Here is a 23,623-nt window from a genome sequence, read left to right as displayed (position 1 = left end):
AGGATACACCTGTTCCCATGCCGAACACAGAAGTTAAGCTTCAACGCGCCGAAAGTAGTTGGGGGATCGCTCCCTGCGAGGATAGGACGTTGCCACGCAATTTTGGAGGATTAGCTCAGTTGGGAGAGCGTCTGCCTTACAAGCAGAGGGTCACAGGTTCGAGCCCTGTATCCTCCATTGAGTTGTGAAACTCATGAGCCGTTAGCTCAGTCGGTAGAGCATCTGACTTTTAATCAGAGGGTCGGCGGTTCGAACCCGCCACGGCTCATTGGCTAGAAGGCCAATTTGTTTGCCGACTTAGCTCAGTTGGCTAGAGCATCTGTCTTGTAAACAGGGGGTCGGAGGTTCGAGTCCTCTAGTCGGCATTATAGTTTAATATTTATGCGGAAGTAGTTCAGTGGTAGAACATCACCTTGCCATGGTGGGGGTCGCGGGTTCGAATCCCGTCTTCCGCTTTGCCAATTCCATAATATTATGCCGGGGTGGCGGAATTGGCAGACGCACAGGACTTAAAATCCTGCGGTCAGTGATGACCGTACCGGTTCGATCCCGGTCCTCGGCATTTTGCACCCATAGCGCAATTGGATAGAGTGTCTGACTACGAATCAGAAGGTTGCAGGTTCGACTCCTGCTGGGTGCATTGTTCGGAAAGTAGCTCAGCTTGGTAGAGCACCTGGTTTGGGACCAGGGGGTCGCAGGTTCGAATCCTGTCTTTCCGATTTATAGTAAATATTACTATGCTTAATTCGCGGTGTAGCTCAGCTGGCTAGAGCGTCCGGTTCATACCCGGGAGGTCGTGGGTTCGATTCCCTCCGCCGCGATTGGGGTGGTTATTTTGGACCTTTAGCTCAGTTGGTTAGAGCAAGCGGCTCATAACCGCCCGGTCGTAGGTTCGAGTCCTACAAGGTCCATTCGCTGATTAGCGGATGAATTCTTATTTATCATTATGGAGGATTACCCAAGTGGCTGAAGGGGGCGGTCTTGAAAACCGCTAGGCCGGGCAACCGACGCAAGAGTTCGAATCTCTTATCCTCCTTTCTTTTTATTATCGCGGGGTAGAGCAGTCTGGTAGCTCGTCGGGCTCATAACCCGGAGGTCGTTGGTTCAAATCCAGCCCCCGCAATTGGTCCGTTGGTCTAGTTGGTTTAGGACGCATCCCTGTCACGGATGAGATCACGAGTTCGAGTCTCGTACGGACCGTATGGCTCGGTAGCTCAGTTGGTAGAGCAACGGATTGAAGCTCCGTGTGTCGGCGGTTCGATTCCGTCCCGCGCCATTGCTATTGCGGGTATAGTTTAGTGGTAAAACCACAGCCTTCCAAGCTGTTGTCGCGAGTTCGATTCTCGTTACCCGCTTATGCCATTTTTGGTATGGGCCTATAGCTCAGTTGGTTTAGAGCGCACGCCTGATAAGCGTGAGGTCGATGGTTCGAGTCCATTTAGGCCCATTGGGGAAGTACTCAAGTGGCTGAAGAGGCGCCCCTGCTAAGGGTGTAGGTCGCGACAAGCGGCGCGAGGGTTCAAATCCCTCCTTCTCCGTTTTATGCTCGGGTTCAGTTAGGACTGAGTATTCCATTGAATAGCTTGAGATGTTGTTAAATCAACGTTTCGAGCTATTTTTTTATGGTTCTACACCAAATTGTGTTGGTTAGAGATCTTCGATCTCTATACCAATGCCATTTTTGTTTAAAATAAAAAAACAGAGGATAACCTCTGCTACAATGAAATCGACCAAAACTCATTGAAAGAAGGTTTCCTCCATGGATAATGATACTAAAAAACTGCTTGGCATAACAGACCCTAATTTAAAATTTCCCGATCATTGGCTCAAGGCCAAACAAGATCGTAAAGGACATGAAAGGCTTGAGATTGAAGGAACCCTAACTTATTCTCCCGCCGCTTGTCCTAATTGTGGCGTCATTATTTTGTGTGAGCAATCAAAAAGTCCCTTTCAAAAAAATACAGTTGGGTCGACTCAATATCTAAACGTAAAATTCAAAAAGATATTATTGCTTTACCTGTAAAACCAGGCACTACAGATATCGATTTTGATTATATGGAAAAGTACATTAAGGCTATTCAGAAGCTAACTATCAGGAAAGTAGTTAAATTTAAGGATCAGACAATCGCCGCCACTAAAAAAACTGTAGATAATTGATGTTATTAACAAAAAAACCAGCGTTTGCTGTGTTTTTGAATTTATGTTATTAGTTTATACCTAATTTGTGATATTTGCAGAGTCAATTGATGCCAAAAATTCTTTGATATTACCTGATCGGTAATGATAGGTTCGTTCATCACTATCTTCAACAAAACTACGGTCAATTTCTTTAATGATTGTATTGGCATCTGTGTGGTTATTGATGGAGTTAAGGTAAATCAAAATATCCTTAATTTTACGCCGCTCTTGCCGCATTACTTTGATTTTATCAACGACTTTGATTTTCTGCTCATCAGTTAAGTCATTAATTTCAATGTAGTGGAGTAGGTCCATAATCTGGACATAGTCAATATTAGCAAGATGAGTTTTTAGGCTTTTGGCATATTGTTTCACCAAAGTTAGACTATTGACGATTTGTTTGGCATCATTAATGGTAAAGTTTGTCACATCAGGAACGTCATTCAAACTTTTGTTATTAACATTATCGAGCTTTTCAACTAATTGTTCATTAGTTGAAAAGAGAGCAAATTCGGTACTTTGATCACTATATATGGCCACCATGTGATTGATTGCTGACTCACGACTATCAAAGATGGACTTATCGCTAGCATCAAATGGTTTAAACTCGTGATTAGATGTTAAGAAGAGCCAATTATCGTCGGCGTTCAAACGGCGTCCTACGCAATATTTGACTGACTTAGGGTCAATGAGTGGCCAATTTTCAGTGGGGCGATCAAAACTGCTAATATGACAGTTCTTGAGTGGGTGCGTACGAAAAACCGTTGGATATTGTTCGGTCGCTGCCTTGAGGCGTTTCCGGACTTTCTTCAAACTGGTGTAGGTCTTGGCTTTATGTGGGTCTTTACTAAACGATTCTCCTGTCCAATACCAGTTAGTCCCTGATGCTGCTTCGTAAATAACGTATAAATGCATAATCAATAATTCTCCCAAATTTAGTTTAGTGTTATTCTCTAATTATTATAGACCTTGAAACTGTTCAGCAGAAAGAGGGTGAAATTGATGGTTGTGAGCAAATTTGAGCTTAACAAGCTGATTGAAAAACTAAATATCCGTATTGCGGACGCTTACCAGAAGCGTAATGGTAGGCTATCATTTTGGTTTACCTATGCTCCATTTACTGGTAACTATGTCATTAATCTGACATTTGATCATTCAGTAAGACCTGATATTACCCAAGAGATTATTTAGAAATATTGGCTTTACACCATTTAGTTAGTGTTGGTTTGAAATGAACAATGAAATTGATCTAATTGGTATAGTTAATTTGGTCACACACCGAAAGGTGTGTGGCTTTTTTTACACACGGTAATTTTATTTGTCATGATCAAGTATATTCTAGTTTTAAATGTAGTAAAGTTTCGATAGCCAAACGCAATTCGTTTAATTAATTTAATTCGATTATTAAAGTCTTCGGTTTGCCCATTTGAGGCACTCAAAGTTAGTCCTCGTTTAATACCGTTATGATATCTATATAAGGTTTGGCAGCGGTGCTTAGTATAATGTGAGATTTTTTGTGGAGCAGATCAAGAAATTCTTCAATATGGCGTAATTGATATGCACGAAGCAGACTTTGAATGTATTGATAGGTTGCGCTGAGTTCTGAATCAAAATCCAGCATTAGATTTAAGATAGTTTTAGCGGTTACTATTCTTTTAAAATAACGCCCTTTAAAGTAAGGATGTTCACTTAGCTTACCAAATGGTTTTAAGAATAATCGCCAATAGTGTTTTAAACGACGAGCATTTTTTACTCCTCTGTATTACCTCGCCGAAGGCGATTATATACGTGGATGCGGACATGATTCATGGTATCGTTTAAGTGCTTCACAATGTGGAAGCGATCATAAACAATTTTGGTGCAAGGAAAGACTGTCTTAGCTAATTGTTGGTAGGCAGCGTTCATATTCATCACTAAATACTTAACATGACGACGTGCTGACATTGAATAAGCAGAATAGTGCTCAAATAGTTTGTACAACCGACGATCCTCTAGAATTTCAAATAGCTTATGTCGATCTCCATCAACGGCAATAAAGCTCATGGCACCATTAATTACTCGCATGGATTTGAATTCATTAATGCAAAGAGCTTTCGGTAAGTAGTTGTGGTTCGGTATCGTGATTTCATCGGCTAAGCTTTGTAAGGTCCGTTGGACCGTACTGGCGCTAACTCCTAAATCATCAGCTATATCTTTAATTGATTCAACTCTAGTTAACCGTAGAATAATTTCATGCTTTAAGTCTTTCGTGATTGAGGTTTGTGGATCAAATATTGGACTACTAGCTGTAAACGTTGAATGGCATGCATGACAATAAAACCTCTGGGTTTTGATTTTTAGATCTAAAGGTTGACTACGAAATTGTCCAAAAGGATATATCGAGATAATTGATCCATGACGTGTAATTGTTTTAATATTAATGACGCCACAATTAGGACAAGCGGCGGGAGAATAAGTTAGGGTTCCTTCAATCTCAAGCCTTTCATGTCCTTTACGATCTTGTTTGGCCTTGAGCCAATGATCGGGAAACTTTAAATTAGGGTCTGTTATGCCAAGCAGTTTTTTAGTATCATTATCCATGGAGAAAACCTTCTTTCAATGAGTTTTGGTCGATTTCATTGTAGCAGAGGTTATCCTCTGTTTTTTTATTTTAAACAAAAATGGCATTGGTATAGAACCTATTTTTTAATACTATGGTGTTCTTATGGTGCACTTCAGTGTGATAAGATAATAATTGAAATAAACAAAGTGAAGTATATAACTATGTATTTAATTAATGATGGGCTTTAAATTTTGATGGGGGGCGGTAAAGCCCCGCTTCTAATTAGCAAATTAATTATAATTTTAATTTTTGTGTGTTTTTGATTGGTGAGGTCATCGCCTTAAGAAGGGCGGTGGTCAACCATGGATAATTACGATTACGAACTGGCTAAACAGACGGAATTTTACGAAAAGTATTTACCATTAGTTAGTTCTTCATTAACGGCTGATGACGTAAGAATTAGATCTACCGATGGTTTGATATGAGAAGTTAAGGTAACCGTTTTCTAATCTTGAATTAGAAGGTGATCCATGGTGATGAATAAGATAGCTCGTTTACCGATATTTGAACTGTGGCAATATTGTTACTCAATATTATGAGCAGTACAAAGTAAAAAGCTTCTCACTGTTATCGTTAGCGATGTAGATAATGAATTTAGTAACTTAGATGTATTGTTACCATAGCTACTGGAGGAAAAGTTGACTTCGTTGAAATAGAAAATAGCATATCCACAGCATGACCTAAATTAGCAGGTATTATTACAGACAGTTTGAAAATCTAGAAAGATTCATTGAAATGTTAGTGGTTGATAGGAAAAGTTGACTTCTCTTCGTAACCAACACTCTCTTTGTGCTTCCTATTAGCTACGTTTTATTTGTATTTCCGGTTTCAGTGAAATATACTATAAATGTAATGGTTAATTAGGAATTATAACTTTGAGAGGGCGATGAATCATGTCACTTGATAAACGATTTAAACTTTATAAAGTAAAAAAGCAATGGTTCATTGGTTGTGCTGCCACATTGCTGGCGGTGATGGTCGGTACTGTCAGAGGTCATGCTGACACCCAGAAATTAACCAATGATGCCTCAGAAGAAACACAAGTAATCGACCAGCGAGGTACAGGTGCAACTACCAACGATACTGGTGATCAAGCAACTAAGTCATCTACTAATCCAGTTTCAACTAATACGTCAACAACGTCAGCACCAACTTCATCAGTAGATGAAAGCTCAGCAGACAACAAAGTTACAGATAATCAGAACAGTCAATCAGATATTACTGTTGACAATAATTACCAAGAATACCAACCATTTACGGTTGATATTCAGGTGCCAGGGCTGAGCTATACTATTCCAAAATTCAACCCGTCATCTAGCGATCTTCGGCTACTGACTAACGAAGAGGTAAGTCATATTACGAATTGGCATCAACCAGCGCTAATTAACGGGCAAGCAATTAATGTTGGTACCTATCTAGTAGTTCTTAGCCAAACTGGCTATAATCAGCTTTTAGCCTGGATCAACGGAGAATACGTAGATAATGAGTGGGTACCCAATCCGAATGTTGTTAACATTGTTTTACCTCCATATAATCTCTCATCACTGATTTCAATGGGCTTTGGTAAATTAATAATCAAGCCTTTCCCAATCAACGTTACCCTAACAGGAAATAGTGTTTTACCAGTCACTGGTGTGTTGGACCCGGAAAAATATGCCATTAAATTGTCGAGTGCTGACGCTACCCTGCCAATTGATGGTGTTGACGCCGTTACACGTTTCTACAGTGATTTTAAGCTCGTAAATGGCGATATTGAAATTGGTTCAACGCCAGACGCTGATGGTAGCTATCCGGTTACTCTTACGAAGCAAGGCTGGCAAAATGTTTACACTGCACTATTGAAAGCTTTCAATAGCTACGGCAATGTTGACCATGAACCCAATTTTGTTGTTTCTGATCGTAACTCGATCGCTACTGCAATACGTGAAAGTGTCTTGAACAAGACGGTGACCCGGACGATCAAGGTTACCTTTCCAGACGGCAGCACGAAGACGATCACCCAAACTGCCAAGGTTTCCCGGACCGCAACGGAAGTCACGGGTAAAGTAACCTACGGACCATGGCAGGTTGCAGAAAATGGGTGGACTGCATATGATGCACCGGCAGTTGATGGCTGGACACCAACGATTGGTTCAGTTGCTACTGGGAACCCACTAGAAGGCGACCAAACAATTGAAATAAGTTACACGAAGTTGCCATCAAGCATGACGACGCCAACTAACGGTAGTGCTCAAGAGAACACTAACCAAACACCGTCAAATGGTGGAAGAACACCGTCAAATGGTGGAAGTTTTGCGCAAGGTCAGACAACCGCAGCAAGTGACAGCCAAGCTAAGCAATTACCACAAACTGGTAATGACGCTAACCAAGCGGGTGTCGTTGGTTTAGCGTTAGCTTCAATGGCTGGCCTCCTTGGTTTTGGTCTAAAGCGGAAGAAGGAAGACTAAGTTTAAGCCTGTTGCTGTTTAGAAATTAGATTCATTTAGTAGTTATGAAAAGCCCGCCAAGAATGGTGGGTTTTCTTGTGTCGAGCAACATGGTTACAGCATAACCATATGAAATTAATTACATTATTTCTTGTGCAAACTATAGAGTTATGTTAATATAGATAACGTTGATTAAGGGTTAACATTCTTGTGATTCCTTAGTTTAAATCTATTTAATTGTACAGAGTGCTTTTTTCGGTGCTCTTTTATTCGAGAAAAGGCTATGTTATGGGGTTAATGTATGCCTCCTTCTTCGTTATGACCCGTTGGTCAAGTTGGTTAAGACACCAGCCTTTCACGCTGGTAACGTGAGTTCAAATCTCGCACGGGTCACTTTTATTATCGCGGGGTAGAGCAGTCCGGTAGCTCGTCGGGCTCATAACCCGGAGGTCGTTGGTTCAAATCCAGCCCCCGCAATTGGTCCGTTGGTCTAGTTGGTTTAGGACGCATCCCTGTCACGGATGAGATCACGAGTTCGAGTCTCGTACGGACCGTCTTAGGTTGTACATCAGTGTACAACCTTTTTTGTTTGGTCGATTTAATTATTTTTCAAAGTACGTTAAGTTGTCAGAATACAAAAAATAGTCCCACAATGTTTGATTGTGAGGCCATTGATGCTGTAAATTGGATATTTTTGATCATGTTCAAAGTAGATTGAACTAGTATAATTAATCTTCAACAGTCTTGAAAATTTCAGTGAAATTCCGCAACTGCTGGTTAGTATAGTCTTTTAATTCAGCGTATTCTTTACTATTAAGCCAAGCTTCTAGGTCCTCTTTAGTTTTCCACACTGTTAACATAACGTGAGTTTGTGGGTGGTCCATTCTAGTAGAAAAATATCCACCAGTCATTTTGCCAGTATAGTGTTCAAAACTATCGTCTAAAACTTTTGGTGCTACTTTTTTGAGCATTTCTCGTTTTTCCTTGCCAAGGTCAAAAGCTTGAAGGAAGAAGTAACCCTTAAAATCATCAATACCAACATTATAAATGGTTTCCAATTTAATTGACGATCCAAAAATGTTCGCTTTGTCAGATAGATCTAATAAAATATAGTTATCCTCAGTTGTTAAATTTTCAGCCATTACAAAGTGCCGGTCTGTATAATCTTTAATTTCATCTTCAAAATATGTTTTGGAACCTAAAGCATAATTAATTACTTTAATCATTCATCTCACTCCTTTATGTGTTCCATTATACACTAGTTGAGAGGTGTAATAATATAATTGGTTGGAATGATTATGCGGAGATAAAATTGGGGGGCAGAACACAGGACTTGACTACAATTTTAGATTGGGTAAAATTATTATACTGAACGATAGTGACTGGAGGTGTAAAAATGGAGAAAAAAAGACTCGATGAGAATACGATTCAAGTCATTATCGACCAAAATGATCTGGATGAACGGGGAATTACCATGCTGGATCTCATTGGAAACCAAAATCAAATTGAAGACTTTTTCTATAGTATCTTGGCTGAAGTTGATACCGATCATCAATTTAAAAAGAACGATTCAGTGACCTTTCAAGCTTTGCCAATTAAGGATGGCTTGGAATTAATTATTTCCAAGAATGTGCGACCCCAGAGCTCAACATCTGAGGTGAGCCAAATATCCCAACTGATCGCTGACCAATTAAAGGAACACGATCACGATCAGCAAGCAGTTACCAATAATGTAACGAATCCGACGGAATCTGAGGACACCGCGACAGACGCGGCTTCGTTTGTTGTTCGATTTGCTGATTTTGAAGACTTTATTCAGTTATCCGGTGTTTTGAATGACGATGAATTGACCTCTGATTTATACTTGCTTAATGGCCATTATTATCTAATGGTTCAAAGAGTAGACAACGAATTTTACACCGCTGATTCGACACTTAATGAACGAGCAATTGCAGCAGAATATGGCGATCTCGTAGAAATGGCTCCTGCAGTCTTGCAAGAGCATGCTAAATTGATTATGAGTCAATCTGCATTAGACACTGCTAAATACTATTTCAAGTAACATTGTTTCCTAGCCCGTCATCTCTTTATTTGCAAGAGGTGACGTTTTTTTGATATTTTTGCTAATTTTATCCGTCCTTAGTAGTGAGGGGGGATAAAATGAAAATTGCAGTTAACGAATCTGGACAGTTAGTTAATGCCCATAATTTGCAAACCGGAGAGAAATATTATTGTCCACAATGTCATGCCCAAATGATTGTGAGAACGCGTGGTGGCAAAAACTTCTTTGCACATTATCAAACTCTAAGTAATTTGCATGGTCAAACGGATGAACATTTAATCGGGAAAAGACAAATTTTTCAGTGGGCACGCCAAAATGGCTGGGCACCGCAAATGGAACCGTATCTGTCGGATATTAAACAGCGTCCCGATATCTTAATTACAGTGAGTCACCAATTAATTGCATTAGAATTCCAATGTAGTCCTTTGACATTACAGCAAATTCGGTCACGCAATAATGGTTACAGAAGTTTAGGAATTGGTGTGATTTGGTTCTTAGGTAGCCCCTATCGGCGTCGGCTTCAATCGGCGAAAATAGCCGAATTCACTCAGAACTATCATGGGAAACCAGTCCTTTATTTTTGGAACGTCATGCAAAACCAACTTGAAAAGATGTCTCTTTACCAGTGCTCGTTTAATAGTCAACGGTTCACCCAGCAAGAACGTTTGATTAAACAAACCATACGTTTATTTCGCGAGCGTAATTCTCAACGAGAACTCACAGAATTAGCTTACCAACATGGGCATGTGGCCAGCTGTTGCCCACTATTTGTCCACGATATCATTCCCCGTTGGCCTGTTATGCAAAGGCCAGTGATCGAATGGCGAATTAGAACGTTATTAGTTTTGGAAGATTTTCCTCTGGGAACAATTGTTAGTCAACAACAGTGGGAGCAAATGTTGATCAACCAAGCAAAATGGCTAGAAATGCCATGCTTATCATCCCAAAATGTTCAGAAATTAAGGGATCTGTTAGTGTTTGATTGGCAGCAACAACTAATTTTGGTGTCAATCATTAAGTTGCAAGCCAATGGAGTTAAATATTTGCAGCAACCAAAATGGTTTCGAACAGTTGATGAAAAAATTAATTACATTTGTCGGTCTTCGAAGAGCAATGGTCAGATCTGATAAACGTATGATAAAATGATGGGGTGGATCATAGAAGGAGGAAATGTCATGGTTGATGATTGGCAACATTTTTTACTACCATATCAGCAAGCGGTGAATGAATTAAAGGTCAAGCTTCGTGGAATGCGAAAGCAATATCAAGATCAGGCTCAACATTCACCAATTGAATTTGTCACTGGGCGGGTTAAGCCGGTCGACAGTATTAAGGAAAAAATGGTTCGGCGGCATGTTGCCGAAGACCGCTTGGAGCAAGATATGCAAGATATCGCTGGTGTGCGGATCATGTGCCAATTTGTTGAGGATATTTATGAAGTGGTGGACTTGCTTCGTGAACGTAGTGATATGAACATTTTAGAAGAACGTGACTACATCAGTAACGTTAAGCCAAGTGGGTATCGTTCATATCATATTGTGATCGAATATCCCGTTCAATTAATTACCGGTGAAAAGCGTATTTTAGCGGAGATTCAGATTCGGACATTAGCCATGAACTTTTGGGCCACGATTGAGCATTCACTGAATTATAAATATCAAGGTGAATTTCCTAGTGACTTGTCGGCACGTTTGAAACGCGCTGCCGAGGCAGCATTCAAACTTGATAATGAAATGTCGGAAATTCGTGAAGAAATTCAAGAAGCCCAGAATTTATTTTCCTATAGTAAGAATTCTGATTGGTCAGACAAATCTACAAATCCGATCGACAATAATGAAAAATAGCTGGTGATTTTATGAAAGTTGCAATTTACACGTATTCCTCTCCAGAGTCTTTGAGGATTAAAGAGCTAATTATCCAAGGACTAAAGCAGTACCGGATTCAGTATGACGAACAAACCCCTGATATCGTTATCTCAATTGGTGGTGATGGAACGCTACTATCAGCGTTTAGTAAATATCAAGATCAATTGGACACGATTAGGTTTGTGGGGATTCACACCGGGCATCTTGGCTTTTATACTGACTGGCGTAAATTCGAAGTGAATGATTTGGTTGCTAGCTTACGAAATGGCACCGGGCAGTCAATTAGCTATCCATTACTTGATATGACGGCCAAATTTTCTGATGGACAAGTGTTGCATAAAATTGCTCTGAACGAATCAACCATCAAAAACATCACGAAAACAATGGTATGTGATGTTTATATCAATCACGAATTGTTTGAGCGATTTCGTGGTGATGGCCTGTGTGTTTCTACACCGACTGGGTCAACTGCCTATAACAAAGCGGTTGGTGGTGCAGTCATGGATCCCCATATTATTGGTTTTCAATTAGCTGAAATGGCGTCACTCAATAACCGGGTATTTAGAACGTTAGGTTCGCCCACTATTTTTGGTTCAGAAAATGTTTTAACCTTGCGGTTAGCGGATGAGTCAAGCGTCGTTTTGACTTGTGATCGGGATAAGTGGGTTTTAGATTCACCTAGTCATCATCTGGTCGAACTTACTTTTAAGGTTTCCGATAAGAAAATACGGTTTGCCAAATATCGACATACTAATTTCTGGCAACGGGTTCGTGAATCATTCATAGGTGACCTGTAAAATGAAATTTACATGGCATTATCAAGGAACAACTCCGCGAAAACTACGTAGTGTTCTAAAATCTTGTGGCGTCACTAGCTCGCTAATTAAGGTCGCCATTTTTCACGGTGGTGCACTTTTGATTGGTGACCATCCGGCATGGGCGGTTGAAAAAGTCCAACCTGGGCAAACAGTGGGGATTGTTTTACCAGATGAACTAGCCAATCCGAAGGTTGTCGCTTGTGATAAGCAATTTATGATTGCCTATGAAGATGACGATTTTCTCATTATTAATAAGGCTGCTGGGGTGGCAACTGTTCCAGCACATAATGTGCCTGTCCAGGATAGTTTAGTTAACCGAGTCAAATATTATTATGTTGCTAACCACTATCCAAATCAGGTTACTCATGTAGCAACGCGCTTAGATAAAGATACGAGTGGCTTAGTGATTTTTCCCAAGCATCGTTTTGCTCATGCGGTTTTAGATAGTCAATTGAAGCGGCATGAGGTCAAGAAAGACTACCTTGCGGTGGTTGGTGGACATTTGGCCATTGAACATGGCTATATCTATGCTCCCATTGAGCGTGATCCGGCTTCGTTTGTTAAACGGCGGGTTAGTCCTTCAGGAAAGCCGTCAGTGACGGAGTTTTGGACAAAACAAGCTGGGAAATGTGCCACAATCGTGCAGGTCCGCCTTCATACAGGAAGAACCCACCAAATCAGGGTTCATTTTAGTTTTTTAGGTCATCCCCTCGAGGGCGATGAAATGTATGGTGGCGATTGTGAGTTAGTTCAACGCCAGGCTTTACATTGTGAACGAGTTAGTTTCTTTAGTCCTTTTAAGCAACGTCAGATCACTTGCCAAGCACCATTGCCAAATGATCTTCAACAGCTAATTCATCAATTACAAATAACAAAAGAGTGTGGTTAAAGAAAAGTTTTCTATAACCACACTCTTAGTAATTTTGGTTTACGTTAGTTCCACTTTTTAACACAAATTCCTTGAGGACTATCTACGTCTTTTTGCAACATTGTTAATTTTCCGGTTTCAGGATCACGGCGGTAAAGGGTTAGATTATCTGTATTTTGATTAGCCGCTACCAGATAATTTTCATCTGTGCTTAATTCAAAGTCACGTGGGAAATCCCCCTCGGTTGAAATCGATTGAAGATGTTCAAGTGTGCCATCGTCCTTTACAGCAAAGACAGCAATGGTATTTTCGCCACGGTTAGTAGTGTAAATAAAGCGCCCATCCTTTGTAATATGAATTGCTGCGGCACCGTTATGCGCTGTCCAATCGTCAGGAATTGTTTTAAGCTTCTGGACTTCGGTAAAGGAAGCATTGGAAGGATTGTACTTGAAGGTTGTCAACAGACTGCTTAATTCACCGAGTACGTAAGCATACTTGCCATTTGGATGAAAGACAAAGTGACGAGGCCCATAACCGGGTTCAAATTTGAATTGGGAAACGGCGGTGAGCTTACCGTCGTCACTAATGTTGTACACGACGAGCAGGTCTAAACCGAGGTCACAAACAGCTAAGCGACCATCGGGAGTTAAGTCTGCAATATGCGGGTGGGGGCCATCGACTTGTTCAGGCCGTGGGCCAGTTACACCTTTATGTGTAACCGTGTCTGTTAAGGTAAAGGTCCCATCATCATTGAGCTTGTATACTTTAACGTCCGCGGTATGATAATTAGCGGTGAACATCAGGTGATCCTTTTCATCTAAACCTAGGTAGGCTGGAGTAGAACCAGGTTGCAGATCCTTATCAATTAAAGTGGCCTGACCATCGACAATTTTGTACGATGCGACACCACCCAGGTCGCCTTCTTTACGAATGGCATATACAAGATCGTTTTTGCCAACCTGCAAATATGCGGGTTTCTCTGTTTTGACAACTAAACGATCGTTGATTAATTGCTCTTGATCTGTATCAAGGGTGATCGCATATAGACCCTGACTATCCTTATCAGTGTAAGTTCCAATTAAAAAGTTTTCAGTCATGAGAATGCCTCCTATATCGATTGACTATATGATAGCAGTTTCACAAGCAATCTACCAGCAGGAGAGAACAATCAGAATAAATTTTACGAGGAAAAAATCAAATGAAAAAAATTGATAAAACGACCCAATGGCTTCAAAATCATTTAACATTATTAGAATGCCCAGTCTGTCATGATAAATTTCAACGGGTAATTGATCAGCAACTAGTATGTGTTAATGGACATTCGATCAATATTAATAAACATGGTTACGTTTATTTTCTTCGTCACGGGGTGCGAAGTGAATATGATCGTCCCATGTTGCTTGCACGGCGAGCGATTCTTGAAGCTGGCTTTTTCCGGGGTATTTTGACAAAAATTAACCAGTACTTATCAAAGCAAGCAATGACCATTCTAGATGTTGGCACGGGGGAAGGAACACCAATTGTTCAATTAGAAAAAGCGCGGTCTGATGTCAGCGATACCTATGTAGGTTTTGATATCTCACGAGCGGGAGTTCAATTGGCCACTCAATTAGACACTCACGCGTTTTTCTGCTTGGCCGATTTACGACAACTGCCCTTCGCTGACCATTCTTTTGATGCCATTATGGAATTATTTTCACCATCCGATTATCAGGAATTTCGGCGGATCTTAAAAAAGCAAGGGAAGGTCTTTAAGGTTATTCCAACTGCTAATTATCTGCATGAGATGCGTGAATTACTTTATGCTAATAATGATCAACACCAACAGTATGACAATTCAGCAGTTCGTGAATTATTTGCGCAAAATTTTCCCCAACACGAAATTGTTAATATTAACTATCAATTTGCAGTCCCTCAAAACTTACGTAGCAGCATGATTGAGATGTCACCACTCCATTGGGGGAAAAATGTGCGAAAATTAACGGATGCAGAAATTCAACAGTTAACGAGCGTCACGGTTGATGTTGATTTGCTCATCGGAACAGTAAATTAAAGCTTGTATCACTCTTTAATTGTGATATAATATTTTTTAGAAATCGTTTAGCAAGCGACATCGATCAGTTGGGTTCGTTGGTACTTGCTAAGGTGTACTTCATTAAAGCAGCGTTTCGCCGTGCCCACACCGAGACTCTGCTTTTTTTATTTGCCAAAAAGGGGATTAACTAGTCATGACCAATCACATTGTACTCTTTGAACCACTATTTCCTGCTAATACAGGAAACATTGCGCGCACTTGTGCGGGAACAAATACGATTCTGCATTTAATTAAGCCGTTAGGTTTTTCTACGGATGATAAACACATGAAACGAGCTGGTTTAGATTACTGGGATAAGGTCAAAGTAGTCTACCACGATGATTTACTTGACTTTATGGATTCGGTTGACAATTTACAGCACTTATACTTGGTTTCAAAGTTTGCCACTCGTGATTATACTGACGTCGATTACACGGCTGCTGGTGATCACTACTTTTTGTTTGGTAAAGAGACGACGGGGTTGCCGGAGCCCTTTATGCGTCGCTACCCAGATTTAGCGATTCGCATTCCACAAAATGATCAAAATATTCGTGCACTAAACCTTTCTAATAGCGCTGCAATTGTGATCTATGAAGCATTACGACAACAACAATTTCCTAATTTGGCACGAACTCACAAATATACATTTGATAAATTAAAGTAAGGAAGAATTCAAATGGCGAGAAAAGCATCTTCAAAACGACGTTCACAAACCAAAAGAACCCGTTCAACCAAAAATCGGAAGGGTAATCACCTCGCCGGTAGTTTGTTGGGTGTGCTCATTATTTTGCTAACCTTAACGGGAATGTTCCAGTTAGGCGCGATTGGGACTTTAGTCCTTGGCGTTTACAAGATGTTGGTTGGACAAAGTTACCTATTATTGATGTTGATTGTTGTGCTGTATTCGATTGGCCTGATTATTTACAATCAACTTGTTCGTTTTCGTCAAAATTGGGTTTGGGGAATGCTCATCTTTTACGTTGGGTTATTGCTATTACTCCATGCGCAAATGGTTGGGGAAATCAATCAACATAGTCATTTTTTCCAAATCACTTGGAACAACGTTGGGCAAAATGTGATTAATTCTGACAGCACCATGCCAATTGGTGGTGGCTTGTTAGGCGCCGGATTTTACACTTTGAGTAGTTTCTTACTCGGTCAAGTGGGCTCAATTGCGCTAGCTTGGTTATTGATGTTGGTGGGAATTATTGTCTTCTTTCAAATTCCTTGGCAAAAAATTCTCGTGTGGTGTCATCACGCTATAATCAATTTGATTCAACAGGTCCGTAATCAACAATTTAAATTGCCTGAACCCAAGAATGATCAATCCAGCAGTGCTCAATCTACCCAGAAACAGCAAACTAGTGCTCCTGAGGCTAAAAAAGCGATCAGTGCACAGCAGCAAACACCGGCACCAGAGCCCAAAATTACAGTTGCCGCTCAACCGGAGAGTCAGGCTAGTTCACCAGCAACCCCTAAACCTGTTTCAACTAATCAAAAAGCGGCAGAGTCTGATCAAGTGGGGGACTTTGCTGAGGCAACGGGCAATGACGATGCCAATTATCAATTACCATCAACTTCATTATTGACGAAAGTGGATGCGACGGACCAGAGTGCCGACTTAAATTCAATTAAGGCCAATACACAAAAGTTACAATCAACGCTGAAATCATTTGGCGTGGAAGCAACAGTCGAAAATGTTAACCTCGGTCCATCTGTCACCAAATATGAACTACGTCCCGCTGTTGGGGTAAAGGTGAGTCGGATTACCCATTTGGCCGATGATTTAGCACTCGCTTTAGCTGCTAAGGATATTCGGATTGAGGCGCCTATTCCTGGTAAATCGTTGATAGGGATTGAGGTGCCCAACAAGAAAATTGCGACAGTTGGCTTTCGAAATATGGTTGAATCTACTCCTGCTCACCTTGATCGGCCGCTAGAAGTTCCTTTAGGAAGAACCGTGACTGGTGATGTGATGACAGCTGACTTGACGAAAATGCCCCACTTATTAATTGCCGGAGCGACCGGGAGTGGTAAATCAGTGGCAATTAATGTCATTATTACCAGTATCTTGTTGAAGGCTAAGCCGCACCAAGTGAAATTCCTCATGATTGACCCTAAAAAAGTCGAACTGAGTGTTTATAACGGGATTCCACATTTGTTGTCACCAGTGGTGTCTGATCCCAAAAAGGCGGCGCGAGCTTTAGCTAAGGTCGTCGCTGAGATGGAACGGCGTTACGAATTATTCGCTAATTTTGGGATTCGGAATATTAATGGTTACAACGAACTTCTGCAAAAAAATCATGATCAGGACACCACTCATCCTTACTTGCCATTGATTTTAGTCGTAGTTGATGAATTGGCCGATTTGATGATGACTGTTTCAAAAGAGGTCGAAGATTCAATTGTGCGGATTGCTCAAATGGGGCGGGCCGCTGGGATCCACATGATTTTGGCAACCCAACGCCCATCCGTTGACGTGATTACCGGTCTGATTAAGGCGAATGTGCCATCCCGGATCGCCTTCGCCGTTTCCAGTGGTGTTGATTCGCGAACGATCATTGATACGAACGGGGCTGAAAAACTATTGGGTCGTGGTGATATGCTTTTTGAACCAATTGATCAAAATAAACCAACCCGTGTTCAAGGAGCCTTCATTTCAGATACAGATGTTGAAAATGTGGTCAAGTTTATTAAAGAAGAGCAACCAGCTGATTATGATGAAAGCATGGTTGTTAGTGATGAAGAAATTAAACAAGAAGAGGAGTCTGCGGATCAAGATGAGCTTTTTCCTGAAGCTTTAGACTTCGTTGTTGATCAGCAAAAGGCTTCTACGTCGTTGATTCAGCGCCGGTTTAGGATTGGCTATAACCGGGCTGCTCGAATTATCGATGACTTAGAGCAACGTGGTTACATTGGTCCAGCGAATGGTTCTAAGCCGCGTGAAGTTTATAAACAAAAAGAAGAATAGACAGCAATAGGGTCCCAGCATTCGGTTTTCCGGACGCTGGGACCCCTATCTATTAATTACGAACTAGGTCTGATAGTTTATATTTCTTTACATCAGGTTTAATGATGATACAGCCCCAAGAATTAATGAGCCTAACATGGCAATTAACATTAACCAAACGGCAACCATCGTGATTTTTTGAAAAGTAGATTTTTTCTTTTTTTGCATAGAACCCATTCCTTATTTCAAAATTACTACGTACCAGTTTAATCAATCTGGTGATGAAATTCAAATTATCTTCGCAGAGATATGATAGTATAAGGTAGTATTGTTACGGATTGAAAGGATTAGAAAAATTGAATTATCAGCGCTTATTGATAGAATTACTAATTATTGTATGCTATTGGTTTATTGAAAAAATGTTTTTCGTCGTTTTTAAGAAGGGCCACCCCCACCATTCCCCACGAATTCATCATCCAGGTGCTTGGCTAATTATTATGTACATCTTAACCTGGTGGAATTTAGGTTACTACTATATTGCCTATCCGTTAATTATCCTGGCTGCGTTAGCGGTCTTCTTGGTTATTAAACAATTAGTTACTCAGCACGAGTTTTTATACCGTCGTTTTTGGGTGAAATTTTGCTCATTTGGCTGTTTATTGATCATTATTTCATATGTTGTCTCAATTTTTTGTTATCATCTCCCCACCCCTTAAAAGCTTATTATTCCTATGGTTAAAGGCGTCATCCAGTTTGGATGACGCCTTTTTTTGCTATTAAGTGGTGGATAATAATAACAGTGTGGTGGGAAGTGGGGGATTGTGGTAAACTATTCTTGTAATCAAGGAAAGGGGGGATTAGTCCATGTTCATGGGTGAATTTAATCACACAATTGACAATAAAGGTCGACTAATCATCCCCGCAAAGTTTCGCTCACAGTTGGGTGAGCGATTTGTTATTACTCGAGGCATGGATCAGTGTTTATCCGGCTATTCAATGGCTGAATGGGATAAATTGAAACAGCAATTAGAAAAATTGCCGATGACTAAAAAGAATGTTCGACAATTTGTGCGGTTAATTTATTCCGCAGCCATCGAATGTGAGTTTGATCGTCAAGGTCGGGTCAACTTATCCAAGACCTTAATTGATTACGCTAAGATTTCCAAGAAATGCATGATTGTGGGTGTTTCGTCCCACTTTGAAATTTGGGATGAAACCGCTTGGCAGGAATATAGCGAACAGGCCGCTGAAGATTTTACTGACGTTGCTGAAGATATCGATTTTGATTTTTAGAGGAGGAGAACGCAATTCATGGAATTTGATCACGTTACAGTTCTCCTACATGAAGCAGTTGATGGTTTGAACATCAATCCTGATGGCATTTATGTGGATGCCACGTTAGGTGGCGGTGGCCATAGTGGGTTGATCCTTTCCAAGCTCCGTGATGGCCATCTATATGCGTTTGATCAAGATCAAACCGCAATTGATTACAATCAAGAGCATCTTGCTCAATATGTTCAAAATCAACACTTAACCTTCATCAAAAGTAATTTTAAAAATCTTCGTTCTACTTTAGCTGAACATGGTGTTACACATATTGATGGTATTGTTTATGACCTGGGTGTTTCTTCTCCCCAGTTTGATGATGCCAAACGCGGCTTCAGCTATCAGCATGATGCCAAATTGGATATGCGGATGAATCAGCAGCAAAAATTATCTGCTTATGAGGTTGTCAATGAGTGGCCATACGAACGGTTAGTAAAAATTCTTTACCGATATGGTGAGGAACGTTTTGCCAAATCGATTGCCCGGTCGATTGAAAAACACCGGCAAGAAGCGCCGATTGTCACAACTTTTCAATTGGTGGATGTGATTAAGGAAGCAATTCCTGCTCGAGCAAGGCGTCACGGTGGTCATCCAGCCAAACGAACTTTCCAGGCAATTCGGATTGCTGTCAACGATGAACTAGGTGTGCTAGAGACATCTCTTGAGCAAGCACTTGATTTATTGGAAGTTGGTGGTCGAATTAGTGTGATCACTTTTCAATCACTGGAAGACCGTCTCGTTAAAACCATGTTTCGGGAAAAAACAACTTTGCAAGATGTTCCTGCAGGGTTGCCGGTGGTTCCCGTTGAAATGCAACCTGATTTTAAGTTGGTTAATAAAAAACCGATTGAACCGACGCAAGCGGAACTTACTCATAATCACCGGGCACATAGCGCCCATCTAAGAATTATTGAAAGAATTAAATAGAATCATCAAAGGATAGTGGACATCATGGATTACAATAGTAACGTTGCGAGAAAATTAACTGAACCTCAACAGGTGGAACGACAAGATCACCAGTCACAGTCAAAGTTTCGGCCAGTGGCAATTTCAAAATTTGAATATGTAATCACGATTTTTTGTGCTGCCATTGTTTGCATTATGATGGTCAGCTTAATTTCGGCCAAGATTGGTGTTACTAACTCGCAACGTCATCTCCAGAATGTCCAAACTAAAATTAGTAAAGTTAATAATTCCAACATTAGTCAGCAACAAGAGATTAGTGAGATCACCAGTCAACCTAACTTGCAAAAAGTTGCAAAGAAGTATAACCTTAAAGATTCAAATACTAATGTAAGGAACGTTAATAAATAATGAAATTTCCTGAACACAAAAAACGAACGCTGAATAATCCAGGCTTGCGAAACCATAAACAATTCGGTAAATGGTTGTGTGTGGTTGCTGCCGGCCTTTTTTTGTTATTCATCGTTCGTTTTGCTTATATTTCAATATTTAAGGACGTTAAAAATCATAACTTAGTTACGGCCGCTCAACAACGTTATACGCAATCACGAGTGATTACGGCTGAGCGGGGAAAAATATATGATGCCAATGGCAACGTGCTTGCTCAGGATACCAGTAAATATACTGTTTATGCCGTCTTAGATAAAAATCAAAAAACGGTTAGTGGAAAGCCACTATATGTTACTAACAAAAAACGGACTGCCAAAATATTAGCGGAATACCTCAATATTTCAGAAAAGAAGATTTATAAAGCATTGAACCCCAAGAAGAAGCTTTACCAGGTTCAATTTGGTACGGCGGGGGCCAATATTTCTGTTAGCAAGATGGAGGAGATTAAGGCTCGGCACTTAACGGGAATTCATTTTACGAAAACACCTGCCCGTCAATACCCAGAAGGCGAGTTTGCTCGGCAATTACTTGGTTCGACCAGTGTGAAAACCAATAGCAAAACTGGTCAGTCAAAACTAGTCGGTCAAATTGGGCTCGAACAATACTTTAATAAACAATTACAAGGTCAAGACGGATTAAAGAAATCCAAAAATGATGTTTATGGTTATCAGCTGTCTGATTCTAGTTCAAAAGGGAAGTCAGCAAAGAATGGTAATAATATTACCTTAACCCTGAATAATACCGTTCAACATCAGCTCGAAAATCTAGTCACGAGCGCTAATAAGAGTGCTAAGCCAGAGGCAATGACTGCAGTTGTTATGGAAGCTAAAACTGGCAAAATTGTTGCAGCAACTCAGCGGCCAACGATGAATTCCAAAAGCCCTTCCTGGACCAATGCATTAATTCAGGATACCTATGAGCCGGGTTCTACCATGAAAGTCATTGCGTTAGCGTCCGCAATTGATTCTGGCAATTTTAACCCTAACGCTACCTATGACTCTGGTACTTGGCAAATGGGTGGTGGCAAAATTACTGACTGGAATACCAGCGGTTGGGGAAATATTACCTATAAGGAAGCCTTTTATCGTTCCAGTAATGTTGGCTTTGCCCACATTGAACAAAATATGGGTTCGAAGACCTGGATGAAGTACCTGAAGAAATTTGGCTTTTTAAGGGCAACGAAGGTTTACGGAATGTCTGGTGAATCATCTGGTACTACCACTTTCAAAGGAGCCTTAGAACAAGCGAATACCGCGTATGGTCAAGGAATTACGGTTAATACCATGCAAATGATGCAGGCATTTTCAGCAGTGGCCAATAATGGTAAGATGATGCGCCCTTACATCGTCAGCAAAATTACCAACAGTAACAATAAAGTTATTAAACGGATTAAGCCGAAGGTAGTTGGGCACCCAATTAGTAGTTCAGCAGCAAAGCAAACCCGTAAATATATGGAAGGTGTCATTTATAATAAGGTTGGGACCGGACAGTTATACAAAGTCAAAGGGTATCGGATTGCTGGTAAAACTGGGACTGCTCAAATTGGGAGTGCTCATGGATATGAGCAGGGTTCCAACAGCTACATCTATTCGTTTGTTGGTTTTGCCCCGGCAAAAAATCCTAAGTATATTATCTACATTACGATGCGGAAACCAACTTCTCTGAATGGCGCTGCGGAAAAAACAATTTCGTCGATTACCACACCACTAATCAAAACGCTTTTAGCTAAGCAAAAGAGCACAAACGCGAAAAAACAAGGGGTCGTTAAGGTGCCGAACGTTATTGGTCAAGATGTCCAAAGTGCTCAGGAACAACTTACTAAAAAGCACCTACAAGTGACGGTCGTTGGTAATGGTAAAAAGGTTCGTCAACAATCAATCGCGGCTGACTCCAGCTTGGTTATCAATAATCGAATTATTTTAGTCACCAACGGGAAATTGACGATGCCTGATATCACTGGCTGGAGCCAGGCGGACGTTAGCCAATTGGCCCAAATGATGAAATTACAAGTTAATTACTCTGGTAATGGTTACGTGACAAAGCAGAGCATTAAGGCGAACACGGTCTTAAAAAAGAATCAAAAATTGTCGGTTAAATTTAAAGAGAAATGATTTAGGAGGATGCTTATGTCTAGTAAAATCTTAGTCAGTGGTCTGATTTCAGGGGTGATCGCTGCCTTACTTACTTATTTTTTGATGCCTTATTTGATCCACTACTTCCGTGCAAAAAAAGAGGGGCAACAAATTCGCGAAATTGGTCCTACCTGGCATGCTAAGAAGGCGGGAACTCCGACGATGGGTGGCTTGTTGTTCATTGTGGCCGCGGCTGTCGCAATTTTAGTCACGAGTATTTTCGATGGCTTATTAAATAACACAATGTGGGCATTATTGTTCACATTGGTGGTTTATGGCTTAATTGGAATGTGGGACGACAGCATTAAGATTTTTCATCATCAGAATGAAGGCTTTAAACCTTGGCAAAAGTTTCTTTGTCAAGTCGTTGCTGCCATGATTTTTACGGTCATTTATCAACACGAAGGCTTTCAAATGGGCTTTGGTGAATCGCAAATTGGTTGGCTTTATGGTTTGTTCATTATTTTCTGGATGGTTGGCTTTTCCAACGCGGTTAATCTGACAGATGGGCTTGATGGCCTGGTAACCGGTCTGGCAACAATTTCGTTTTTAGCTTACCTGGTGATTGCAATTTACCAAAAGCAGCTGGAAGTTGCTGTCTTCTGTTTAACCATGATTGGGGCCTTGATTGGCTTTTTCCCGTTCAACCACAAACCTGCCAAGATTTTTATGGGTGATATGGGTTCATTAGCATTGGGTGCTAGTTTAGCTGCCGTAGCTCTATTACTCCATCATGAGTGGTCCTTATTAATGGTTGGATTAGTCTACGTTGTTGAAACGGCCAGTGTCATTTTACAGGTTGCTTCCTTTAAAACCACGGGGAAGCGGATCTTTAAGATGACACCAATTCACCACACCTTTGAGATGATTGGGTGGAGTGAATGGAAGATTGACATTACTTTTTGGCTTTTCCAATTAGTATGTGCCATCATTGCTGTAGTTACTGTGATTGCTTTTGGATAAAGGAAA

Annotated in this window: 21 protein-coding genes, 19 tRNA genes and 1 rRNA gene; 35 read left to right on the top strand and 6 right to left on the bottom strand. The window is 40.7% G+C overall.

The window, feature by feature from the left end; all coding sequences use genetic code 11:
* The 18 genes from rrf to NFR43_RS05065 form a co-directional block, all read left to right on the top strand.
* Positions 1 to 98: ribosomal RNA gene (rrf, locus tag NFR43_RS05150) — 5S ribosomal RNA — on the top strand; the annotation flags it as partial.
* A 6-nt stretch (positions 99 to 104) separates the two neighbouring features.
* Positions 105 to 177, top strand: a tRNA-Val gene (locus NFR43_RS05145).
* An 18-nt stretch (positions 178 to 195) separates the two neighbouring features.
* Positions 196 to 268, top strand: a tRNA-Lys gene (locus NFR43_RS05140).
* A gap of 23 nt (positions 269 to 291) precedes the next feature.
* A tRNA-Thr gene (locus NFR43_RS05135) sits at positions 292 to 365 on the top strand.
* 18 nt (positions 366 to 383) lie between these two features.
* Positions 384 to 455, top strand: a tRNA-Gly gene (locus tag NFR43_RS05130).
* Between the two features lie 21 nt (positions 456 to 476).
* Positions 477 to 562 (top strand) — tRNA-Leu (locus NFR43_RS05125).
* A gap of 4 nt (positions 563 to 566) precedes the next feature.
* Positions 567 to 640: transfer RNA gene (locus NFR43_RS05120), tRNA-Arg, on the top strand.
* A 5-nt stretch (positions 641 to 645) separates the two neighbouring features.
* Positions 646 to 719 (top strand) — tRNA-Pro (locus NFR43_RS05115).
* Between the two features lie 28 nt (positions 720 to 747).
* Positions 748 to 821: transfer RNA gene (locus NFR43_RS05110), tRNA-Met, on the top strand.
* Between the two features lie 16 nt (positions 822 to 837).
* A tRNA-Ile gene (locus NFR43_RS05105) sits at positions 838 to 911 on the top strand.
* Between the two features lie 37 nt (positions 912 to 948).
* Positions 949 to 1,036 (top strand) — tRNA-Ser (locus tag NFR43_RS05100).
* Positions 1,037 to 1,049: 13 nt separating this feature from the next.
* Positions 1,050 to 1,123: transfer RNA gene (locus NFR43_RS05095), tRNA-Met, on the top strand.
* 2 nt (positions 1,124 to 1,125) lie between these two features.
* A tRNA-Asp gene (locus NFR43_RS05090) sits at positions 1,126 to 1,200 on the top strand.
* Between the two features lie 3 nt (positions 1,201 to 1,203).
* Positions 1,204 to 1,276, top strand: a tRNA-Phe gene (locus NFR43_RS05085).
* An 8-nt stretch (positions 1,277 to 1,284) separates the two neighbouring features.
* A tRNA-Gly gene (locus NFR43_RS05080) sits at positions 1,285 to 1,355 on the top strand.
* Positions 1,356 to 1,372: 17 nt separating this feature from the next.
* A tRNA-Ile gene (locus NFR43_RS05075) sits at positions 1,373 to 1,447 on the top strand.
* A gap of 2 nt (positions 1,448 to 1,449) precedes the next feature.
* Positions 1,450 to 1,538: transfer RNA gene (locus NFR43_RS05070), tRNA-Ser, on the top strand.
* A gap of 221 nt (positions 1,539 to 1,759) precedes the next feature.
* Entirely contained in the window at positions 1,760 to 2,023 is a 264-nt protein-coding gene (locus NFR43_RS05065) for a hypothetical protein (protein ID WP_251547062.1), read from the top strand.
* 194 nt (positions 2,024 to 2,217) lie between these two features.
* Here NFR43_RS05065 and NFR43_RS05060 read toward each other — a convergent pair whose 3' ends face one another.
* The 3 genes from NFR43_RS05060 to NFR43_RS05050 all read right to left on the bottom strand — a co-directional run bounded on the left by NFR43_RS05060 (position 2,218) and on the right by NFR43_RS05050 (position 4,758).
* Entirely contained in the window at positions 2,218 to 3,093 is an 876-nt protein-coding gene (locus NFR43_RS05060) for a hypothetical protein (RefSeq protein WP_251547060.1), read from the bottom strand.
* Positions 3,094 to 3,449: 356 nt separating this feature from the next.
* A complete protein-coding gene (locus NFR43_RS05055; RefSeq protein ID WP_251547058.1) occupies positions 3,450 to 3,617 on the bottom strand; it encodes a transposase in 168 nt (55 codons plus the stop codon).
* A gap of 310 nt (positions 3,618 to 3,927) precedes the next feature.
* A complete protein-coding gene (locus tag NFR43_RS05050) occupies positions 3,928 to 4,758 on the bottom strand; it encodes a transposase (RefSeq protein WP_251547056.1) in 831 nt (276 codons plus the stop codon).
* A gap of 915 nt (positions 4,759 to 5,673) precedes the next feature.
* Here NFR43_RS05050 and NFR43_RS05045 point away from each other — a divergent pair.
* The 4 genes from NFR43_RS05045 (at position 5,674) to NFR43_RS05030 (ending at position 7,760) form a co-directional block, all read left to right on the top strand.
* A complete protein-coding gene (locus NFR43_RS05045) occupies positions 5,674 to 7,227 on the top strand; it encodes a mucin-binding protein (RefSeq protein WP_251547054.1) in 1,554 nt (517 codons plus the stop codon).
* A gap of 299 nt (positions 7,228 to 7,526) precedes the next feature.
* Positions 7,527 to 7,599, top strand: a tRNA-Glu gene (locus tag NFR43_RS05040).
* 10 nt (positions 7,600 to 7,609) lie between these two features.
* Positions 7,610 to 7,683 (top strand) — tRNA-Met (locus tag NFR43_RS05035).
* A 2-nt stretch (positions 7,684 to 7,685) separates the two neighbouring features.
* Positions 7,686 to 7,760: transfer RNA gene (locus tag NFR43_RS05030), tRNA-Asp, on the top strand.
* A gap of 174 nt (positions 7,761 to 7,934) precedes the next feature.
* Here NFR43_RS05030 and NFR43_RS05025 read toward each other — a convergent pair.
* Entirely contained in the window at positions 7,935 to 8,432 is a 498-nt protein-coding gene (locus tag NFR43_RS05025; protein ID WP_251547052.1) for a hypothetical protein, read from the bottom strand.
* 170 nt (positions 8,433 to 8,602) lie between these two features.
* On the opposite strand from NFR43_RS05025, the gene NFR43_RS05020 reads away from it, so the two are divergent.
* The 5 genes from NFR43_RS05020 to NFR43_RS05000 all read left to right on the top strand — a co-directional run bounded on the left by NFR43_RS05020 (position 8,603) and on the right by NFR43_RS05000 (position 12,840).
* Positions 8,603 to 9,268, top strand: coding sequence for an adaptor protein MecA (locus NFR43_RS05020; protein ID WP_251547050.1), 666 nt, complete (start codon positions 8,603 to 8,605; stop codon positions 9,266 to 9,268).
* 98 nt (positions 9,269 to 9,366) lie between these two features.
* Positions 9,367 to 10,395: a competence protein CoiA gene (locus NFR43_RS05015; protein WP_251547048.1), complete on the top strand. Its 1,029-nt coding sequence runs from the start codon at positions 9,367 to 9,369 to the stop codon at positions 10,393 to 10,395.
* Between the two features lie 48 nt (positions 10,396 to 10,443).
* Positions 10,444 to 11,112 (top strand): GTP pyrophosphokinase, encoded by a 669-nt coding sequence (locus NFR43_RS05010; protein ID WP_251547046.1) that lies wholly within the window; start codon positions 10,444 to 10,446, stop codon positions 11,110 to 11,112.
* A gap of 11 nt (positions 11,113 to 11,123) precedes the next feature.
* The gene (locus NFR43_RS05005; RefSeq protein WP_251547044.1) at positions 11,124 to 11,930 is read left to right on the top strand and encodes an NAD kinase; all 807 of its coding nucleotides are present in this window, start codon (positions 11,124 to 11,126) and stop codon (positions 11,928 to 11,930) included.
* A gap of 1 nt (position 11,931) precedes the next feature.
* On the top strand, positions 11,932 to 12,840 hold the full coding sequence (locus NFR43_RS05000) for an RluA family pseudouridine synthase (RefSeq protein ID WP_251547042.1): 909 nt from the start codon (positions 11,932 to 11,934) through the stop codon (positions 12,838 to 12,840).
* 44 nt (positions 12,841 to 12,884) lie between these two features.
* Here the strand turns inward: NFR43_RS05000 and NFR43_RS04995 are convergent, their stop codons facing one another.
* A complete protein-coding gene (locus NFR43_RS04995) occupies positions 12,885 to 13,916 on the bottom strand; it encodes a lactonase family protein (RefSeq protein WP_251547040.1) in 1,032 nt (343 codons plus the stop codon).
* A gap of 101 nt (positions 13,917 to 14,017) precedes the next feature.
* Here NFR43_RS04995 and NFR43_RS04990 point away from each other — a divergent pair, with 101 nt between their 5' ends.
* From NFR43_RS04990 to NFR43_RS04980, 3 genes are all read left to right on the top strand, one after another.
* Positions 14,018 to 14,872, top strand: a complete 855-nt coding sequence (locus NFR43_RS04990) for a methyltransferase domain-containing protein (protein ID WP_251547038.1) — start codon at positions 14,018 to 14,020, stop codon at positions 14,870 to 14,872.
* A gap of 175 nt (positions 14,873 to 15,047) precedes the next feature.
* Positions 15,048 to 15,557, top strand: a complete 510-nt coding sequence (locus tag NFR43_RS04985; RefSeq protein ID WP_251547036.1) for a tRNA (cytidine(34)-2'-O)-methyltransferase — start codon at positions 15,048 to 15,050, stop codon at positions 15,555 to 15,557.
* 12 nt (positions 15,558 to 15,569) lie between these two features.
* Positions 15,570 to 17,864 (top strand): FtsK/SpoIIIE family DNA translocase, encoded by a 2,295-nt coding sequence (locus NFR43_RS04980; protein WP_251547034.1) that lies wholly within the window; start codon positions 15,570 to 15,572, stop codon positions 17,862 to 17,864.
* 87 nt (positions 17,865 to 17,951) lie between these two features.
* Here NFR43_RS04980 and NFR43_RS04975 read toward each other — a convergent pair whose 3' ends face one another.
* Entirely contained in the window at positions 17,952 to 18,071 is a 120-nt protein-coding gene (locus NFR43_RS04975; RefSeq protein WP_251547032.1) for a DUF4044 domain-containing protein, read from the bottom strand.
* Between the two features lie 636 nt (positions 18,072 to 18,707).
* Between NFR43_RS04975 and mraZ the strand changes: the two genes are divergently transcribed.
* The 5 genes from mraZ to mraY are packed head-to-tail and all read left to right on the top strand — an operon-like array spanning position 18,708 to position 23,617.
* Positions 18,708 to 19,136 carry a division/cell wall cluster transcriptional repressor MraZ gene (mraZ, locus tag NFR43_RS04970; RefSeq protein WP_251547030.1) on the top strand — a complete coding sequence of 143 codons (429 nt, stop codon included), beginning with the start codon at positions 18,708 to 18,710 and terminating at the stop codon, positions 19,134 to 19,136.
* Between the two features lie 18 nt (positions 19,137 to 19,154).
* Complete coding sequence (rsmH, locus tag NFR43_RS04965; protein WP_251547029.1) at positions 19,155 to 20,096, top strand: 16S rRNA (cytosine(1402)-N(4))-methyltransferase RsmH; 942 nt, start codon at positions 19,155 to 19,157, stop codon at positions 20,094 to 20,096.
* A gap of 24 nt (positions 20,097 to 20,120) precedes the next feature.
* Complete coding sequence (locus NFR43_RS04960) at positions 20,121 to 20,483, top strand: cell division protein FtsL (RefSeq protein ID WP_251547028.1); 363 nt, start codon at positions 20,121 to 20,123, stop codon at positions 20,481 to 20,483.
* Positions 20,483 to 22,633 (top strand): penicillin-binding transpeptidase domain-containing protein, encoded by a 2,151-nt coding sequence (locus NFR43_RS04955; RefSeq protein ID WP_251547027.1) that lies wholly within the window; start codon positions 20,483 to 20,485, stop codon positions 22,631 to 22,633. Before NFR43_RS04960 ends, NFR43_RS04955 begins: the two co-directional genes overlap by 1 nt.
* Positions 22,634 to 22,648: 15 nt before the next feature.
* Positions 22,649 to 23,617: a phospho-N-acetylmuramoyl-pentapeptide-transferase gene (gene mraY, locus NFR43_RS04950; protein ID WP_251547026.1), complete on the top strand. Its 969-nt coding sequence runs from the start codon at positions 22,649 to 22,651 to the stop codon at positions 23,615 to 23,617.
* Positions 23,618 to 23,623: the final 6 nt, after the last annotated feature.

Origin of the sequence: Limosilactobacillus caecicola, from assembly GCF_943192935.1 — a bacterium.
Classification (GTDB): Bacteria; Bacillota; Bacilli; order Lactobacillales; family Lactobacillaceae; genus Limosilactobacillus; species Limosilactobacillus caecicola.
The sequence above is the reverse complement of the archived record's forward strand: the minus strand, read 5'-3'. Positions and strand labels throughout refer to the sequence as shown.

What these genes read in the sequence shown, in the direction of transcription:
- NFR43_RS05065 (WP_251547062.1), top strand. Translation starts at nt 1,760, where the DNA reads ATGGATAATGATACTAAAAAACTGCTTGGCATAACAGACCCTAATTTA.
- NFR43_RS05060 (WP_251547060.1), bottom strand. Translation starts at nt 3,093, where the DNA reads ATGCATTTATACGTTATTTACGAAGCAGCATCAGGGACTAACTGGTAT.
- NFR43_RS05050 (WP_251547056.1), bottom strand. Translation starts at nt 4,758, where the DNA reads ATGGATAATGATACTAAAAAACTGCTTGGCATAACAGACCCTAATTTA.
- NFR43_RS05045 (WP_251547054.1), top strand. Translation starts at nt 5,674, where the DNA reads ATGTCACTTGATAAACGATTTAAACTTTATAAAGTAAAAAAGCAATGG.
- NFR43_RS05025 (WP_251547052.1), bottom strand. Translation starts at nt 8,432, where the DNA reads ATGATTAAAGTAATTAATTATGCTTTAGGTTCCAAAACATATTTTGAA.
- NFR43_RS05020 (WP_251547050.1), top strand. Translation starts at nt 8,603, where the DNA reads ATGGAGAAAAAAAGACTCGATGAGAATACGATTCAAGTCATTATCGAC.
- NFR43_RS05015 (WP_251547048.1), top strand. Translation starts at nt 9,367, where the DNA reads ATGAAAATTGCAGTTAACGAATCTGGACAGTTAGTTAATGCCCATAAT.
- NFR43_RS05010 (WP_251547046.1), top strand. Translation starts at nt 10,444, where the DNA reads ATGGTTGATGATTGGCAACATTTTTTACTACCATATCAGCAAGCGGTG.
- NFR43_RS05005 (WP_251547044.1), top strand. Translation starts at nt 11,124, where the DNA reads ATGAAAGTTGCAATTTACACGTATTCCTCTCCAGAGTCTTTGAGGATT.
- NFR43_RS05000 (WP_251547042.1), top strand. Translation starts at nt 11,932, where the DNA reads ATGAAATTTACATGGCATTATCAAGGAACAACTCCGCGAAAACTACGT.
- NFR43_RS04995 (WP_251547040.1), bottom strand. Translation starts at nt 13,916, where the DNA reads ATGACTGAAAACTTTTTAATTGGAACTTACACTGATAAGGATAGTCAG.
- NFR43_RS04990 (WP_251547038.1), top strand. Translation starts at nt 14,018, where the DNA reads ATGAAAAAAATTGATAAAACGACCCAATGGCTTCAAAATCATTTAACA.
- NFR43_RS04985 (WP_251547036.1), top strand. Translation starts at nt 15,048, where the DNA reads ATGACCAATCACATTGTACTCTTTGAACCACTATTTCCTGCTAATACA.
- NFR43_RS04980 (WP_251547034.1), top strand. Translation starts at nt 15,570, where the DNA reads ATGGCGAGAAAAGCATCTTCAAAACGACGTTCACAAACCAAAAGAACC.
- NFR43_RS04975 (WP_251547032.1), bottom strand. Translation starts at nt 18,071, where the DNA reads ATGCAAAAAAAGAAAAAATCTACTTTTCAAAAAATCACGATGGTTGCC.
- mraZ (WP_251547030.1), top strand. Translation starts at nt 18,708, where the DNA reads ATGTTCATGGGTGAATTTAATCACACAATTGACAATAAAGGTCGACTA.
- rsmH (WP_251547029.1), top strand. Translation starts at nt 19,155, where the DNA reads ATGGAATTTGATCACGTTACAGTTCTCCTACATGAAGCAGTTGATGGT.
- NFR43_RS04960 (WP_251547028.1), top strand. Translation starts at nt 20,121, where the DNA reads ATGGATTACAATAGTAACGTTGCGAGAAAATTAACTGAACCTCAACAG.
- NFR43_RS04955 (WP_251547027.1), top strand. Translation starts at nt 20,483, where the DNA reads ATGAAATTTCCTGAACACAAAAAACGAACGCTGAATAATCCAGGCTTG.
- mraY (WP_251547026.1), top strand. Translation starts at nt 22,649, where the DNA reads ATGTCTAGTAAAATCTTAGTCAGTGGTCTGATTTCAGGGGTGATCGCT.